13 protein-coding genes are annotated in these 16,598 nt (G+C 55.1%); 4 read left to right on the forward strand and 9 right to left on the reverse strand.

The window, feature by feature from the left end; genetic code table 11:
* Nucleotides 1-53: 53 nt before the first annotated feature.
* Entirely contained in the window at nucleotides 54-422 is a 369-nt protein-coding gene (locus FE788_RS09355; protein WP_138380386.1) for a Rieske (2Fe-2S) protein, read from the reverse strand.
* Between the two features lie 212 nt (nucleotides 423-634).
* On the reverse strand, nucleotides 635-1,375 hold the full coding sequence (locus FE788_RS09360; RefSeq protein ID WP_138380387.1) for an iron-containing redox enzyme family protein: 741 nt from the start codon (nucleotides 1,373-1,375) through the stop codon (nucleotides 635-637).
* Between the two features lie 263 nt (nucleotides 1,376-1,638).
* Here FE788_RS09360 and FE788_RS09365 point away from each other — a divergent pair, with 263 nt between their 5' ends.
* The 3 genes from FE788_RS09365 to FE788_RS09375 all read left to right on the forward strand — a co-directional run bounded on the left by FE788_RS09365 (nucleotide 1,639) and on the right by FE788_RS09375 (nucleotide 4,555).
* Entirely contained in the window at nucleotides 1,639-2,109 is a 471-nt protein-coding gene (locus FE788_RS09365; RefSeq protein ID WP_138380388.1) for a GlcG/HbpS family heme-binding protein, read from the forward strand.
* A 2-nt stretch (nucleotides 2,110-2,111) separates the two neighbouring features.
* Nucleotides 2,112-3,569 carry an aldehyde dehydrogenase family protein gene (locus tag FE788_RS09370; RefSeq protein WP_138380389.1) on the forward strand — a complete coding sequence of 486 codons (1,458 nt, stop codon included), beginning with the start codon at nucleotides 2,112-2,114 and terminating at the stop codon, nucleotides 3,567-3,569.
* A 227-nt stretch (nucleotides 3,570-3,796) separates the two neighbouring features.
* Nucleotides 3,797-4,555 carry a sulfite exporter TauE/SafE family protein gene (locus FE788_RS09375; protein ID WP_138380390.1) on the forward strand — a complete coding sequence of 253 codons (759 nt, stop codon included), beginning with the start codon at nucleotides 3,797-3,799 and terminating at the stop codon, nucleotides 4,553-4,555.
* Between the two features lie 24 nt (nucleotides 4,556-4,579).
* Here FE788_RS09375 and FE788_RS09380 read toward each other — a convergent pair whose 3' ends face one another.
* The 6 genes from FE788_RS09380 to FE788_RS09405 form a co-directional block, all read right to left on the reverse strand.
* On the reverse strand, nucleotides 4,580-5,353 hold the full coding sequence (locus FE788_RS09380; RefSeq protein ID WP_210413866.1) for an SDR family oxidoreductase: 774 nt from the start codon (nucleotides 5,351-5,353) through the stop codon (nucleotides 4,580-4,582).
* Nucleotides 5,354-5,366: 13 nt separating this feature from the next.
* Nucleotides 5,367-6,938 (reverse strand): FAD-dependent oxidoreductase, encoded by a 1,572-nt coding sequence (locus FE788_RS09385; RefSeq protein ID WP_138380392.1) that lies wholly within the window; start codon nucleotides 6,936-6,938, stop codon nucleotides 5,367-5,369.
* Nucleotides 6,939-7,033: 95 nt separating this feature from the next.
* On the reverse strand, nucleotides 7,034-7,402 hold the full coding sequence (locus FE788_RS09390) for a Rieske (2Fe-2S) protein (RefSeq protein WP_138380386.1): 369 nt from the start codon (nucleotides 7,400-7,402) through the stop codon (nucleotides 7,034-7,036).
* Nucleotides 7,403-7,614: 212 nt separating this feature from the next.
* Complete coding sequence (locus tag FE788_RS09395) at nucleotides 7,615-8,355, reverse strand: iron-containing redox enzyme family protein (protein ID WP_138380387.1); 741 nt, start codon at nucleotides 8,353-8,355, stop codon at nucleotides 7,615-7,617.
* 194 nt (nucleotides 8,356-8,549) lie between these two features.
* Nucleotides 8,550-10,043, reverse strand: coding sequence for a gamma-glutamyltransferase (locus FE788_RS09400; protein WP_138380393.1), 1,494 nt, complete (start codon nucleotides 10,041-10,043; stop codon nucleotides 8,550-8,552).
* A 146-nt stretch (nucleotides 10,044-10,189) separates the two neighbouring features.
* On the reverse strand, nucleotides 10,190-11,656 hold the full coding sequence (locus tag FE788_RS09405; protein WP_138380394.1) for a hypothetical protein: 1,467 nt from the start codon (nucleotides 11,654-11,656) through the stop codon (nucleotides 10,190-10,192).
* A 435-nt stretch (nucleotides 11,657-12,091) separates the two neighbouring features.
* On the opposite strand from FE788_RS09405, the gene FE788_RS09410 reads away from it, so the two are divergent.
* The gene (locus tag FE788_RS09410; protein ID WP_138380395.1) at nucleotides 12,092-12,775 is read left to right on the forward strand and encodes a GntR family transcriptional regulator; all 684 of its coding nucleotides are present in this window, start codon (nucleotides 12,092-12,094) and stop codon (nucleotides 12,773-12,775) included.
* Nucleotides 12,776-12,930: 155 nt separating this feature from the next.
* Here FE788_RS09410 and FE788_RS09415 read toward each other — a convergent pair whose 3' ends face one another.
* Nucleotides 12,931-15,588, reverse strand: coding sequence for a TonB-dependent receptor plug domain-containing protein (locus FE788_RS09415; protein WP_168190355.1), 2,658 nt, complete (start codon nucleotides 15,586-15,588; stop codon nucleotides 12,931-12,933).
* Between the last annotated feature and the right edge of the window lie 1,010 nt (nucleotides 15,589-16,598).

Consider the following 16,598-nt stretch of genomic DNA (forward strand, 5'->3'; position numbering starts at 1 on the left):
ATTTTTCCCTGGTATTATGGTCACCCCACGCTGGAGCCACAATATTTCAGTTTTTATTTCGGGCATTTTTCGTTTTCCTGGGGAGGGGTTGTACGGATTTTTGGGGTTGGATCGACATAGACGTCTTGGCCGTCGATTTTGACGTTATAGACGGGCTGGCATTTGGCCCATTCATCGACCCATCCGGTCTTGAGATCGAACGCCCACTGATGGCCGGGGCAGATCACATTGCCCTGAAACACCAGCCCCTTATGCAGGCGGCGCTGTTTGTGAATGCAGATGTCATTCATGGCATACACGTCGCCGTCCACATAAAACAGCGCAATCTCCTGAACCTCCCCCTCGGCCCCCTCAACTTCCACCACCTGTTTCTTGCGCCGCTTCAGCGCCGCAAGATCCGTTACCCTGATCCATTCAGACATGTACCCTGCCCTTTCCTTGTCGTCTCCCTTAGCCTGATCATCCCTTGGGCCTGATCATCCCTTGGGCCTGATCATTCCCTGGGCGCGCGCCCCCTAAGATAGTTCTCGATAGTTCTTTGAGGCTTCTCTCGGTGATCTCTTTTGGCAATATTTCTCCGGGATAGTCCCGGGCACCAGGCGGCCCCCTCAGAAGCCGCCTGTCCGCTTTTCCCTCATACCGAGCCGATCGACGCCAAATCCGCCTCCGAATGTTCAAAGTCCCGCACATAATAATCATACAGCGCCTTGGTATAGGAAAACCGCATGTCCGCCGCATCCCGTACCGCTTCCAGACAGGCCTGCTGCAATTCCGGCGTCGTGGCCTGGTTCAGCACAATCTCATACCCCCGCTCCCCATGGACCTCATCCGAGGAAATATGCAGCTCGAAAAATTCCGCCTCATCTTCCGTAAACCCGTATTTCTCAATCAGCGGCGGATATTGACGCCGGTAAATGTCCGGCACTTGGGATTCCAGTCCCACCACCAAAGCCGCCGTCGCCACCACCCAGTGATCACGCATCGCCTTGGCGTAACACCAGCCCTGCAACCCCCGCGTCACCGGGTTCATGTTCCGCGGATCCTCAACCCGTTCCCGCGTCGTCCCGCAGGCTTCCGCAAAACGGATCAGAAGATCCGTATGGCGAATGTCCGCCAGTTCCTCCTCATACATGTTCTGCAACAGAAAATCCTTCGCCTCCGTCGCACTCTCCGGCGCATTGGCGTAAATATAGCCCAGATAATCCGCAAACGGCCCCACATAATGATAATGGTTCTCCGCCCAGCGCGCAAAATGCTCCCGCTTCAGCTCCCCGTTCGACCAGGCCAGGCTGAACGACGCATCCTTCGCCTCCCGACCCTTCATCGCCTCCTTGATCGCCTTGCGAAACTCGTCCTTGCTTAACAATTCTGCCATCTCTCTCTCCTGTCTCCTCAATACGTGGCCAAACCTGTTTAACTCAAAGTTCTCCAAAACTGTATACTGTATACAGATTGTTGTCAATGTACTTTTTTCCCCTTTACACCGGTTCCACTTTACATGCGTCACCTTATACATTTTATAAATAAGCCAGAGGCGTTTTCCCGCTCAGAATTCTTAAATATACACTTGACACAAATTACATACTGTATACAGTAATTGCTCATCTAATCCAAAACAAATCCACAGGAGAAGGGCGCATGATCACCAAAAAAGTACTCAGTCTGGCCGAAGCAGAATTCCTGCTTGACGCCGCTCAGAAAGCTTCCGAAAAATTCGGCGGCAAACACGTTATCTGCATTGCCGATGATACCGGATACCCCATTGCCTTGCGTCGACTGGACAATGCCAAGGTAACCGGCGTGCAGATTGCCGAAAACAAGGCGTTCACCGCCGCGGCGCACCGCCGGGTCACACACACCTTCACCAACACCTATCCGGGTGAAGAGGCCTGGGGCATTTTCACCCAGCATGGCGGCCGTATCACCGTGTTTGTCGGCGGTTATCCGATTTATGTTGACGGCGCCGTCGTCGGCGGCATCGGTGTATCCGGTGGCAATGGCGAAGAAGACATCGCCGTATGCGAAGCCGCCATCGAGGCCTTCAAGGAATATATGAAGGAAACCGGCGGTGGTGAAGTCACCATTCCGGAACAAGCCCAAAAGGCATGAGCATGTCACAAGATTTTATCGGCAAGAACTTTATCGGTGGCGCCTGGGTTCCCGCGAGCAACGGCGGAACCTTTGAGCGCAGAAACCCGGCAGACAATGAGGATGTGGTTGGACACTTCCCAGCATCCACGCCAGAAGATGCCAAGCGCGCCGTGGAAGGGGTGGATCAGGGCCGCCATGACTGGGCGGCCACCGATCCGGAAAAACGTATGACCGTCCTGGAAAAGGCGGCGGACCTTATCCTGGAACGTGTGGACGACCTGGCGCGGGAACTCACTCGCGAGGAAGGCAAGCCGCTTGGCTCAGCCACCATGGAATGGAAACGCACAGCGGCCAATTTTCGGCTTTATGCCGGGGAAGCCCTGCGCAGCCTCGGGGAAACCTTCCCGGTCGCGGGCAATAGCCTGGTCTGCTCCATCCGCGAACCCGTCGGGGTTGTGCTGGCCATTACCCCTTGGAATTTCCCGGTCTCCATCCCGTCACGAAAAATCGGTCCGGCCCTGGCCACTGGTAATGGCGTGGTGTTCAAACCATCCGAAGTCACCCCGCTTTCAGGCCAGAGAATGGTTGAAATTCTTCTGGAGGCTGGCGTCCCTGAAGGCGCCATCGCCCTGGTACAGGGGGGTGGGGCGGAACTGGGCACGGCTCTGGTCACGGCCCCGGCCGTCAAAGCCGTAACCTTTACCGGTTCGTTCGCCACCGGCAGCGCCATTCATCAGGCCGCCGGCCCCTCGAAACGCCTGCAACTGGAAATGGGGGGGAAAAACCCCTGCATCGTATTGGAGGATGCGGACACCGAACGGGCCGCCCAAATCATTGCCCAGGGCGCCTTTAATCTGACGGGGCAGGCCTGCACGGCCACCAGCCGGGCCTTTGTCATGGACAGTATTTATGATGAGGTTCTGGAAAAAGTCGTGAACAAGGCACGGGCCATCAAAGTGGGCAACGGTCTGGATAAGAACACCAAAATGGGCCCGCTCGCCACCCAGGCGCAGTTTGACAAAGTGCGCGAGATGATTGAAGTGGGCAAAGCCGAAGGTCTGCGCATGGCCTATGGGGCTGACGATCTGGAAACACCGCTGCCACAGAACGGCTTTTATGTGGCGCCCACAGTGTTTGCGGATGTGCCCAACTCTTCCCGGCTCGCCCAAGAGGAAATCTTCGGGCCGGTGGTTTGCCTGCATCGCGTTAACAATTATGAGGACGCCATCCGCCAGGCTAATACAGTGGAATACGGCCTTGCCGCGTCTCTCGTCACCCGGGATATGGGCCGCGCGCTGTCTTTCGCTCATGACATTGAGGCCGGTGTAATCAAGATCAACAGCGCAACGGGTGGGGTTGCTCTCACCGCCCCCTTCGGCGGCATCAAACATTCCAGCAACCAGACTTACAAGGAACAGGCTGGACACGGGGTGATGGATTTTTACACGACCACTAAAACCGTTTACCTCGCCAACTGATCCGTCCTGCCACATTGGCAAGAGGATATGAACCATAACTCCCGGATGGCATAAAACTCATCCGGGAGTTTTCAAACGCCCGGCCAAATTATCCCCGGCACTGGCGGACCAGTTGGGCGGGATGAGGGGAGCCCCCACCTTCCCTATAAAAACAAACAACAATATTGGACGACATCTATAGAAACGCCGATGGATCTGCTATAAGCGGCCGGAAAAAAAGGTATCACATGGACAATTTCGGTTTTGACATTATTCATCAGCTCCCCTGGTCCAGTCTGCTGCTGGGGGTTGTGGCTGTTTTTGCGGGATCCGTCATTCAGGGGGCCACGGGACTGGGGCTCGGTATGGTGGCGGCCCCCGTTCTGATGATCATCGACCCGGTTTTTGTGCCAGGACCATTATTGATGTTGGCCATGCTGGTTTCCTTTTTGATGGCGGTCCGCGAAAGACATCATATCGACCACAAGGGCCTCGCCCTCGCCTTGTCGGGACGAATTCCAGGCACCATACTGGCCGCCCTCACCATTTCGGCAATTCCTCTGGCTCTTTATGGGCTCATTTTCGGTCTTATGGTGCTCGCTGCGGTTTTGCTCAGCATTAGTCGGTGGAAATTCAAAACCTCTCCCTCCAACCTGTTTACCGCTGGTCTGGCTTCGGGCTATATGGGAACACTGACGTCCATAGGCGCGCCTCCCATCGCCCTGGCATACCAGCATGACACCGCGGCCGTGATCCGGTCTACGCTAGCAGCCTTTTTCCTGGTGGGATCAGCATTTTCCATCCTGACGCTGGTCTGGTTTGGCGGATTTTCGCTCAATCATTTGCTGGTCAGCGCGGTGTTTGTTCCGCCGCTACTGGTCGGTTTCCGGGTGTCCAGCTGGATGGTTCCCCGCATGAATTCCCGAATGGTCAGGCTGTCGGTGCTGGGCCTGTCCGGCCTGTCCGCCCTCATCCTGATCATCCGGTCTGTAATGTCGCTGCCCTGATTGAGAGTGCAGGATAAGGCGGGTTCAGAATCCCACGACCGCGCCGCCATCCACCCGGATGACCGAACCGGTCACAAAACTGGCGCGGGCGCTGCACAGAAAAGTCACCACATCAGCCAGTTCTTCGGCCCGGCCCAACCGGCCCAGAGGAATGGCCTTTTCATTCTCCCGGCGCATGGCTGCCGCCTCAATCCCTTCCCGGCTGGCCAGCCAGGCTTCGAAACGGGTATAGGCCGGTGTATCAAACTGGCCGGGCACAACCACATTCACCAGCACCTCAGGCGCAAGTTCCAGGGCCAGGGATCGAGCTGCCGCCGCCACTCCGCTTCTGAACACTGAAGACAATGCCAGTTCCGGCGTCGCTTCCAGCACAGAGCGCGCCGTGATGAAGATCATGCGTCCCGCGAATGAGTTGCCCTGAGAGGATTTTTTCAGATAGGGCACAGCTGCCAGCGCCGCCTCCAGAGCCGGTCGCAGCATGCTATGATAGGCCTTGTCCCGGCTTTCCCCCGTCATATCCAGAATGCCGCCGGGTGTGCCGCCGCCCGTATTGACCACGATGACATCCAGCCCCCCGAGCCCCCGGGCCGCCTCTTCTACTAGCCGGGTGGCCTCCCCTGCGACACTCAGGTCTCCGGTTACAGCCAAACGGCCACCGCATTCCTCTACCGCTTTGCGGGCCCGCCCGGGATCACGCCCGGCAATCGCAACCTCGGCCCCTTCAGCAGCCAGGGTATGAGCTATGGCCCGGCCCAGTCCGGAACTGGAGCCGAGCACAAGGGCTTTCCGATTTGTCAAGCCAAGATCCATGTCAGTTTACCTTGACATAGATATGGCCGTTCATTTCACGAACCGGATAGGTTCTCACCGGTTTGGTGGCCGGCGGGTTGACCGGAATCCCCGTTTCCAGTTCGAACATGGACCCATGACACAGACAGGTCAGACAATCGTCTTCCACTTTCCCGGAGGCCAGATGACAGGCCAAATGGGTGCACAGATTGTGTACGGCATAAGCTTTCCCTTTGGAGCGGGCAATGGCCAGTTCCACATCCCCCACCACAAAACGGCGCACCATGCCTTCCCCGATCTGGCCGCTGCGGGCGGCTTTAAGGTATTCCCCTTCACTCTCTGGGGCATCCGCGGCGCTTTCCGGTTCGGCTTCGCGTTCCTTGCTGGAGAGAATATCCTGCAGGTCCGCATCCTCATCTCGAAGCATGGCTGGATCCACCTTGATCTGTTCGGCGATGAAGGTCTTGGCCATCATTACATCCGCCCCCCGGTCCACGGCGAATGCCGCGCCAATCTTGCCGTCCACCATATAAAAGGCGGTAAAGTCCATCTCCTCAAGTGAGCCGCGGATCACAATGTCATCCCATTTGTCCGCATACCCTGCATATTGTAGGTTATGATCATACTGATCCGACCAGAACCAGTGCGGGTCATCATAGACCGTACGGATGCCCATCATATTCTTGGCCGCCACCGCGCCCTGCCGGGTGGCGTTATCGAAATGTTCAACCCGCATCCGCCGGTCATAAAGCGGATGATAATGATTGGCCACATCACCGGCGGCAAACACCCCTTCAGCAGAAGTCCGGCAGAACTCATCCACCCGGATTCCGTTTCCAACGGTGATTTCGGAGGCCCGGGCAATCTGGTCATTGGGCTCAATGCCGATCCCCACAACCACAAGGTCCGCTTCCAGCGTATCACCGGTGCTCAGCTTCACAAGTTTTTTACCCCCCTTCTCACTCACCGTTTCCACACTCACCTCGCAGCGCAGATCGACACCATTTTCTCGATGCATTCTGGCGCAAACTTCGCCAATTTCCGGGCCCAGAACCTTCTGTAACGGGGTATTCATGGCTTCCAGCATGGTCACCTTGGCCCCCAGCGCCCGAGCAGACGCGGCCACCTCCGAGCCGATAAAGCCGGCACCCACAACAACCACATGGCTGTCCTTGGTGATCTCCTCGCGTAACTGGTCTGAGTCTTCAATATTTCTCAGATATCTGACCAGCGCATCATCCACGCCATCCAGACGACGCGGCCGCCCACCTGTGGCCAGCAGCACCGCATCGGCCACCAGATGGGTTCCGTCTTCCAGTTCCACATCCAGATTGCCGGTATTGATCCGCGCCACCCGGCTGTGTAACCTGAGCTCCACATCATTGGCTGAATACCAGTCAAGCGCCGCAGCCCAGATTTCCTCCTTATCGGATTCGCCCTGCAGATACTCCTTGGACAAGGGCGGTCGCTGATAGGGAGCGATGGATTCTTCGCTCACTATGATGATATGACCATCAAATCCCAGACGGCGCAGCGTGCGCGCAGCGGAAACGGATGTCTGTCCGCCACCGATCAAAACAAATTGGCGTCTCATATTCACTTGTTCCTTTCTTATTGGCCCTTAGGCCCCTGCCTCACCACTATTTCCCAATTTTCCGTTGTTCACCAATGCCCGTGTGGAGTGGGCTCCTATTTCGGGCATTTTTCGTTTTCCTGGGGAGGGGTTGTACGGATTTTTGGGGTTGGATCGACATAGACGTCTTGGCCGTCGATTTTGACGTTATAGACGGGCTGGCATTTGGCCCATTCATCGACCCATCCGGTCTTGAGATCGAACGCCCACTGATGGCCGGGGCAGATCACATTGCCCTGAAACACCAGCCCCTTATGCAGGCGGCGCTGTTTGTGAATGCAGATGTCATTCATGGCATACACGTCGCCGTCCACATAAAACAGCGCAATCTCCTGAACCTCCCCCTCGGCCCCCTCAACTTCCACCACCTGTTTCTTGCGCCGCTTCAGCGCCGCAAGATCCGTTACCCTGATCCATTCAGACATGTACCCTGCCCTTTCCTTGTCGTCTCCCTTAGCCTGATCATCCCTTGGGCCTGATCATCCCTTGGGCCTGATCATTCCCTGGGCGCGCGCCCCCTAAGATAGTTCTCGATAGTTCTTTGAGGCTTCTCTCGGTGATCTCTTTTGGCAATATTTCTCCGGGATAGTCCCGGGCACCAGGCGGCCCCCTCAGAAGCCGCCTGTCCGCTTTTCCCTCATACCGAGCCGATCGACGCCAAATCCGCCTCCGAATGTTCAAAGTCCCGCACATAATAATCATACAGCGCCTTGGTATAGGAAAACCGCATGTCCGCCGCATCCCGTACCGCTTCCAGACAGGCCTGCTGCAATTCCGGCGTCGTGGCCTGGTTCAGCACAATCTCATACCCCCGCTCCCCATGGACCTCATCCGAGGAAATATGCAGCTCGAAAAATTCCGCCTCATCTTCCGTAAACCCGTATTTCTCAATCAGCGGCGGATATTGACGCCGGTAAATGTCCGGCACTTGGGATTCCAGTCCCACCACCAAAGCCGCCGTCGCCACCACCCAGTGATCACGCATCGCCTTGGCGTAACACCAGCCCTGCAACCCCCGCGTCACCGGGTTCATGTTCCGCGGATCCTCAACCCGTTCCCGCGTCGTCCCGCAGGCTTCCGCAAAACGGATCAGAAGATCCGTATGGCGAATGTCCGCCAGTTCCTCCTCATACATGTTCTGCAACAGAAAATCCTTCGCCTCCGTCGCACTCTCCGGCGCATTGGCGTAAATATAGCCCAGATAATCCGCAAACGGCCCCACATAATGATAATGGTTCTCCGCCCAGCGCGCAAAATGCTCCCGCTTCAGCTCCCCGTTCGACCAGGCCAGGCTGAACGACGCATCCTTCGCCTCCCGACCCTTCATCGCCTCCTTGATCGCCTTGCGAAACTCGTCCTTGCTTAACAATTCTGCCATCTCTCTCTCCTGTCTCCTCAATACGTGGCCAAACCTGTTTAACTCAAAGTTCTCCAAAACTGTATACTGTATACAGATTGTTGTCAATGTACTTTTCTAATCGGAAATGTCTTTCCGCCAAATCATCTGCTGCTGTGTAAATTCGCTGCATAAATTTAAGAAATTTTACGCTTCCGCTTTCACCACTGGACAGGTCAAAATGCCATCACACTGCCTACAGTGCGGGGATCAGCTGCCGCCGAAACACATAGACCATCCCCATCGGCGGCAATAATCTGCATCGCCGAACTGGTGGCCCACAGCTCGACTTCTTCAAGCCGTGAAGCCTGAGATCTGAGCAACGCCATTTCACCAGCGGTGAAACCGTCCTCCACCACAAGGGAATCATCAGCGGGAATCCATTCCCAGCGCGGCGCCACAATCAGTCGGCCGATATCCTCCTGCCCGGTGAGCAGCCGCGCCAGGGTTTGCGCATTCCATGGCATCTGATTGGCCCCGCCAGGCGTCGCCCCCAGCAAGCGGGTTTGGTCCTTTTTTTGTACAGCCCAGGCATGAAGAGTGGTGGCGGGACGGCGCCCAGCCACCGGGAAATTGGGATGTGCCGGATCACTGCTGTAGCCGCGCCCCGCCCGGTTGGACAAGATCAGGTCATAGTCATGAACGATCAGCCCGCTGCCAAAACGCGGGTAGGAATTGGAATGGACAATGGTCACCATGGTGCCATCCTGATCCACCGCTGAAACCATAGAGGTGCCGCTGGGGTCCGCCAGTTCCCGACGCTGCCAGGCAATGGCTTTCATCACCCCGGCATAGACCGCCGCCGCCGCATATTCTGTCGAAGGCGTCACCTCCTGAACCGCATGTATCAAAGAGGCGCCATGCGTAGGCGCCGGAGTCACATAAAGCGGCATATCCCCGAGCCTGCCGGCCTGACACGCCGTCCATTCCGCCGTCGCGAAGGCAAAATCATCCTGCTCCAGGATACCGCCATGCTCACGCACACAGCGCAGAATGGCCTCGCCCACCTCCCCGGCAAGAAATTCCGGACCGTCCGCCACCAGGGCCTCCAACGCCCGCGCCAGTCCCGGCAGGCGGGTTATTGTTCCCGGCCGGATTTCTTTGCCCTCAGGATAATAACAACACCCCGAAGGATTGTGGCGCGCCACAAGTTCGGCCGATTCCTGCGCCAGCGCCGAACAGATCCGGGACCAGCAAAACCCTTCCCGCGCCAGATCAATCGACGGTTGGGCCAGCTGTGCCAGCGGCAGGCGCCCCCGTTCAGCAAGCGCCAGATACCCTGCCGGGGCGGCCGGCACGCCCACGGAAGTGGGACCGGTTCTTTCCAGCTCGCCCCGTTCGGCCACCGCTCTCAGCCCCCGTGGTGCGCCGCCAATAGCCAAAAGCGTTTCGGGATCTTTGCGGTCTTTGTGCCAAACCAGCGCCACCAGATCCCCAGCCAGCCCGCATTTGGGGGGCAACAGCACCGTTTCCGCCAGGGCTGCCGCCACCGCTGCATCATAAGCGTTACCGCCGGCCCGCAACATTTCCGTCCCGATCAGCGCCGCCAGAGGAGCGGCTGCAGCTACCGCCGCGTGAGGACCGCGCGCCTGACACTGTTCTGCCATGACGGCTTCGGCCCCACCCAATCGCCAGCTTTCCTGCTGTGTGTTTTCCTGCTTGGCTTGCATGTTTTTTCCCTGCCCATTTAATGGTTTTCACACTCATCCAGCCTCTTCTCCCCGGTTTCAGAGGCCGCAGATCTCCTGTCCAACATCGTTTCCAACAGATTGGCCAATGTACTGACCAATATACTGGTCGAACTTGTTTTAAAGCCCTACATCATCACAATCGCCAGAATGGTGATCACCAGAATCCCCGATATCACCGGAACAAAATTACGGCGCACCAGATCCGATGGAGAAACACCGGCAATACCGGCATCGGCACAGGCCCCAAACGCCCAGGCCACCAGGGTGCCGCCGCCGGTAAAGATAGTGACCACCTGCCCCAAAGCCGCCAGCACCGCCACATCAAACCCCGCCCCATGGGCCAGGGCCCCTGACAAAGACCCCACCAACGGCAACCCGGAAAATCCTGAGCCATCCATTCCTGTCAGCAAGCCAATGGTGGTGACCCCAAATCCCAGCATCCATCCGGCACCGGCCACATGCTGCCCCAGATAATTCCCCACATCGAACAGAAATCCCGGGGTGCCTTCCCCCATGACCGTTTGGGCATATTCCGGATTGCCCAGCAGGAAAAATCCCGCAATGGGAATGATCGGCGCAAAAATCTTGATGGCGAAAAAGAAACCTTCCCGAATATGCAGGCTGATTTCATCCATCGCATGATGGCCGCGGGTGGCGAAGGTGGACAACACCAAAAGCGTCGTTGCCGTCCCACCGAGCAAGGCCGTGGCCGCCCCGCCGCGAATCGCCTTTTCCGGGACAAACAGGCCCCGGTAAATCATCAACAAGGCAATGCCGAGCAGAATAACCGGTACGGCAATGGCGAACAGTTGGGCATAAGGCCCCTTGGACTCATTCACCAGAACATGGTCCTTGCCTGTCCCCGCCGGCGCAGCGGACCCATTTCCCGCCAGGGGAAGCTTGCCCTGCGAGGTTTCCAGTTTACCGGCTCGCATGTCCCGTCGCAACGTCCATGCGGCCACCGCAAAGGCAACCATCCCCGCCACCAGGGAAAACAGAATTGTATAGGGCAGCAATTCATTGGTGGTGATGCCTGCCGCGCCTGCTGTTAGCCGGGTCGCTCCCTGAATTACCGGGTCCGCGGAAAGCGCCATGCCATGCCCGGACAGGTTAACCGCTACGGCCCCGCCCATGGCCGGCAACCCCACGCGCATCGCCACGGGAATAAGAACCGTCCCCACCAGAGCCACGGCAGGCGTCGGCCAAAAGAATACCGCGGCGATATACATGGTCACCGCCAGAACAAAAAATGCCGTCTTGGGTCCCACCATCAGCTTTTGCATCGGCGCCACCATGATCTGAGCCGCCCCCTGGGCCTGCAGGGATTTCAACATGGCCGCCATCATTGCAATCACCAGCATAATATCAAACAGCTCCACCCCTGCATTGAGCAAAGCCTTGAACATCACCTGCACGGCAAAAATGGTCTGATTCAGGACGCCGTCATCCTGCTGATAGGACAACAGCCCCAAGATAAAGGTTCCGACAATGGACGGAATAATCACACCCTTTCGAAATCCTATGGAAATGAAAATCGACACAACGACCAGCAGAAAAGCCCAATGGGCAATCGTCAACTCTATTTGTTCCATTTTATACCCTATCCTGACTTGGAAGCCTCCAAGCACCCTATATTTCATGCGAATTCTTCTTTTTTGTTTTGTTTCGCATGGCCCTAAACCAGTACTCTGGCATCAATACTCTAGCATCAGTGCCCTGATGACACTATAATTCCCGTTACATCACCCCCTACGCTCCGGTTCACCGGGTGTGATGTGCAGAGTGACCGGATTATTCCGTGACATTTCCGCAAGGCGAATTATTCTGTTGGAACAAGACCCTACGCTCCCAACTCAAAGCCTGCCACACATCCCAGTAATTCATTTTTCTTTTTTTTCGGGTATGCTATGTTAATTATACCATGACTTAATTCTGTATACAGTATACAATACGCAAAGCAAAAAAAGTCAAGTCCTAAATGTAACAACCGAGGTAGTCTGACTTTGAACGACGAAAACAGAACCAATATGTGGACTGAGGTCGGCCAACAGCACCAGTCCCTGAACGACACCGTCGCCAACGCCCTGCGCAAGGCTATATTCCGGGGCGACTTCAAACCGGGTGAACGACTAACAGAACCCGGCCTGGCGAAACTGTTTGGTGTTTCCCGCAATCCCATCCGTGAAGCGCTGCGCAAACTCCAGAGTGAGGGGATTGTCGAAATCCCGCCTCGCAAAAGCGCCCGGGTCGCCCTTCTTTCCCGCCAGGAAGTGGAAGAGATTATCGAGCTGAGAGCGGAACTCGAAGGGTTAAGCGCCCGTTTCGCTACACGGCGTTTGACGGACGAAACCCGAAAATCTTTCCAGAAACTTCTGGACGAAGGAAATGAGGCGGCAAAAAACAATGACATTGACAAAATCCGTGAGTTGAACAGTGAGTTCCATGGCCTTCTTGCCAGTTCCGGAAAAAATCGTTATCTGGCGGACTTCATGCGCATGCTGCGCGAGAGAACGTTATGGCTATTTAACCAGGTCATGCAGGATCGGGGAATTGACTCCTGGTACGAACATGCCGCAGTCCTGGAAGCGGTAATGTCCTCTGACGAGAAACTCGCGGGTCTTCTTGCGGCGCGCCATGTCAGAAAGGTCGGAACCGATATTCTGACAGCAACCGGTGAGGAAGACAGCCCAGAAGAGAACGACACGGCGTGACACATTTTCCCTTTGCCAGGAAACAGGACACGCCGTTGTCTTCCCTCAACATTTTCGTCATCTAGACGGTTTTTACTCACTTGTCCTCTCTTAAGTCGTATAGATCACAAAAAAGAGAGGCTCATCATCGAGCCCCTCCTCATTACAGTTATGACTTAGAAGTCGAAACGCAGTTTGGCGTAATAGAAGCCGCCATTGATCCCGGCCGGCGCCGTGGTCGGGTATTTTGACCCGACGATGAAACCGAAGGGGTTTTCATCGGGGAAGCTGTTGAACACATTATCAGCCCCCACCGCCAACTCGATTTCTTCGGTCAGATTGATCCCGGCTTCCACATCCACAGTAATCTGGGATCCGGCATCAATTCTCAAAGACCCCGCATTCACATGCAGTTCCGTAAATGGCCCGTAATAATTGGCCCGGACATGCGCGCGCCAGTTATCTTCACTATGGCGCAGGGTCAGATTACCGCGGAAGTTCGGATTATTGTCTTCCAGCTGAATAACCCGCGTTTCACTGAGCAGCTCATTGGGATCATCCGGATCAAAGGATGTTACTTCCGTTTTTGTCCAGTTGGCCGCCACCAGGATCTCCGTAGCCCCCGTCTCCGTCAGGTTCAGCGGAATGGTGGCCACCACATCAACGCCCTGGGTTTCGGTACTGAAGTCGTTGGTAAAGAAACGGAACGTGCCCAGCCCCGCTGCGGCGAAGAAACCTTCGGCGATCAGGTCTGCGCGCTGCTGATCCGTCAACTCATTACTTGCGGACTGGGTAATGCGGTCATCCATTGTGATGTAATAATAATCCACGGTCAGGCTCAGCCACTCGGTTTCATATACAAAACCCACCGAAATACTTTCCGAGGTTTCCGGCTGTATCTGCCTGCCGCCGACCGCCATGGCCACCGGGCTTGTGGGCGGGATCACCCCGGTTTCAATCAGATCCCCTTCCGGTGAGATTTCCGTGGTCAGGGCGCTGAAATTCTGCTGTCCGGGGGTGGGCGCATGAAAGCCTGTGGCAAAGGTTGAACGAATGCCCAAGGAATCCGTGACGTGATAAAGCCCCGCTACCTTATAAGTGGTTTTGCTGCCGAAATCATCGAAGTCCTCGAAACGTATGGCACCGCCAAGAACCAGTTTCTCGGTGATGTCCGCTTCTACATCCAGATAGAAGGCAATGTTGCTGCGGTCAAAAATGCCGGCAATGGTAGGCGAGAATCCGGGGAAGGCCTCTTCCCCGATCAGGAAGCCCTGATCCGCAAGAATACCAGCCTCAAAGGATTCCGGTGCCCCGGCCACAATCTCGAACATTTCCTTATGCCATTCAAACCCGGCCGCAATATTCAGCGGTGAATGCAACCCGGATATTTCCAGCGGATAAGTCAGGTCTATATTGACGTTGGTTTCCGTCTGAATCCTATCCCCGAGATCATCGAAGGTGGTCGGAGACAAGGATCCCAGGCTGGGGTTCAGCACATTATCAATATTAAACGCCAGCTTGTTACGTCCGGCACTGGCACTGACATCATAGGTCAGACCGTTTTCCAGCTCTCCTCGCACCCCGAGGGCCCCGCTCATATCTGTCAGCTTGCTACCGAAAAACGGCGTATAACCGCCGGGGAAGAATTCAAGGGCGGAAAAACAGTTGGGGTCTGCAAAAATGGCTGCAAGTCGGGCCTCCGCATCCGGGGATCCTACAGGAATCGGGTCATTGACCACACCTGTGCCACCAAAATCTATGCCGCCGTCACAGGTGATGCCGTCCTCCGGTGTCATGTCGCCAATCAGAAAATTTCCATTTTCATCTGCATCGGTGAATACACCAAAACGGCCTTCTGGATTACGGTAGAAGAAATCACCTGCCGTTTTTCTTTCCGCATAACCGGCAAACATATAAAATTCCCGGTTATCCCCAGCCTCAACTGCCATGTTCACAAACAGTTTGAGATCATCGTCAATCTGCGGAGTCCCGAAACGGGTCGCCGGATCAGGCACCGCCGTATTTCCGGCAGCTATCAACGCCGCCGCATCGGCACGCTGTACCGCGCGGGTGGTCAGGTCGCTTTCTCGGAACTCACCGCTAAACCTGACAAAACCGGAATCGCCAAGTGGCATGCCCCAGGTTGCAGCAATCTGATAGGCGTCACCGTCACCTTCATAGGTGCTGCCCACCTTGGCTTCGATGGTCCCGCCTTCCGGGTTATCATTCAGAATAAAGTTCATCACTCCGGCGATCGCGTCAGATCCGTACTGCGCCGCGGCCCCGTCACGCAACACCTGAATCTGTTTCAGGGCAATGGTCGGAATAGAGGACAGATCAGGCCCCTGCGAACCATCAGAAATCCCACCGGAGAAAGTGGCAATATCCGCCGCCCGATGTCGGCGTTTGCCATTCAGGAGAACCAGCACATGGTCTGGCGCCAGCCCCCTGAGTGTGGGTGGGCGCACATGCGAGGACGTTCCGCTCAACGGATGGTCCCCAATATTCAACGACGGAATTGACGTCCGAAGCAAATTGGCGATATCCACCCCACCCTGCGCAGCAAGCTGGTTGGCATCAATAATATCCACCGGCGCCGGAACGTCCGAGGGGGAACGGGCTTCGCGGCGCGACCCGGTGATGGTGATTTCTTCAATGACAGCGGCTTCGTCCTCCTCAACAGCCGAGGCCTCTTCGGCCCGACTGGACGTCACATTCGCCTGAGTAAGCGTGACGCCGGCCAAAAGCGTGACCAAAGCCGTGCTAAATGTTGCCCTTTTCCCTGCCGTCACGGGCAACCAGACGGTTTGTTTCTCATATTCCAAGCTCGACATTTTCATTCTCCTATAAGCGCTTCCCTTGTGCTCTGTTATTGCTTGCTCTGTTATTACTCTGTTTTCGTTATTTTTTCGGAGCTGCATGACTCTTTATATCTTACGGCTCTATTCACTACAGACCCGCCATACCCTGATCATACAGCTCGCTTATGGATGATTTAGTATTCTATACAGCACCTCATGTTTTGTATATGAATAATGATTACTGTATACAATTATAAGATTTTGTCAATTTTTAATAATAATCCGCAACAAAAAAATAGATCCCCCCTTTTCAGCCTAGGAAAAATGCGCCATGCCAAATCCAGAAAAAACATTATTTTTCATATATTAGAAAAGCTTAACCCAACCGATAACCAGGGAATACCAGCCTTTTCCATCTTTGCAAAAAAGCGCTCTTTGCGACGGGATTTGGGATTTAGGAGATATTGGCTAACTATAAAATACGTCAGGATTTCTTTTAAAATTGTATACAGTATATTATTTCAAAGATATTTATACCAATGATCCGAATACCCAAACAAAATCAGCAGACGGCCCTTTTCAACGGACCTGAAAAATATTTCTTTACAGCTCCCCCTTCCTCCCTTCCCGAAAAATTTTTGTGAGCGACCGTTCCCGACCCTCCCCTTTCTGTTTTTTCGGTGCCGGGAAACAAACCGGAAAAAAGTGTCCCCTCAAAAAAGACTCGCAGCAGGCGACCGTGAAATTCGAAAACCTAGGGTGAATTGTGCATAGGTTGGTCAATTCACTCTAGCAGCATTCCCTTCCTGGCCTTGATGTGCTCAGAACAGAATGTTGCTTTTTTAACCATGCGCTGGAGAGAAGAAAAGGTGAGGGAAAAGTTCACGATTAATCAATATATAAGAATATTACAATATTTTACTGTGATTTATGATTGAAAGTCTGCGAAATCCTAGGTAAGATATTTTCATACAATAATGTATCACAATAAAAGATTTACGAACCAAAGTATTCGCAAAAATAACTTCGCAAAAATAACTTCG

The organism is Luteithermobacter gelatinilyticus (assembly GCF_005849285.1).
Taxonomy (GTDB): domain Bacteria; phylum Pseudomonadota; class Alphaproteobacteria; order Sphingomonadales; family Emcibacteraceae; genus Luteithermobacter; species Luteithermobacter gelatinilyticus.

Excerpts from the sequence above, each read along its gene's own strand:
- FE788_RS09415 (WP_168190355.1), bottom strand. The coding sequence starts at position 15,588 with ATGTCGAGCTTGGAATATGAGAAACAAACCGTCTGGTTGCCCGTGACG.
- FE788_RS09370 (WP_138380389.1), top strand. The coding sequence starts at position 2,112 with ATGTCACAAGATTTTATCGGCAAGAACTTTATCGGTGGCGCCTGGGTT.
- FE788_RS09405 (WP_138380394.1), bottom strand. The coding sequence starts at position 11,656 with ATGGAACAAATAGAGTTGACGATTGCCCATTGGGCTTTTCTGCTGGTC.
- FE788_RS09390 (WP_138380386.1), bottom strand. The coding sequence starts at position 7,402 with ATGTCTGAATGGATCAGGGTAACGGATCTTGCGGCGCTGAAGCGGCGC.
- FE788_RS09375 (WP_138380390.1), top strand. The coding sequence starts at position 3,797 with ATGGACAATTTCGGTTTTGACATTATTCATCAGCTCCCCTGGTCCAGT.
- FE788_RS09355 (WP_138380386.1), bottom strand. The coding sequence starts at position 422 with ATGTCTGAATGGATCAGGGTAACGGATCTTGCGGCGCTGAAGCGGCGC.
- FE788_RS09410 (WP_138380395.1), top strand. The coding sequence starts at position 12,092 with ATGTGGACTGAGGTCGGCCAACAGCACCAGTCCCTGAACGACACCGTC.
- FE788_RS09395 (WP_138380387.1), bottom strand. The coding sequence starts at position 8,355 with ATGGCAGAATTGTTAAGCAAGGACGAGTTTCGCAAGGCGATCAAGGAG.
- FE788_RS09360 (WP_138380387.1), bottom strand. The coding sequence starts at position 1,375 with ATGGCAGAATTGTTAAGCAAGGACGAGTTTCGCAAGGCGATCAAGGAG.
- FE788_RS09365 (WP_138380388.1), top strand. The coding sequence starts at position 1,639 with ATGATCACCAAAAAAGTACTCAGTCTGGCCGAAGCAGAATTCCTGCTT.
- FE788_RS09400 (WP_138380393.1), bottom strand. The coding sequence starts at position 10,043 with ATGCAAGCCAAGCAGGAAAACACACAGCAGGAAAGCTGGCGATTGGGT.
- FE788_RS09385 (WP_138380392.1), bottom strand. The coding sequence starts at position 6,938 with ATGAGACGCCAATTTGTTTTGATCGGTGGCGGACAGACATCCGTTTCC.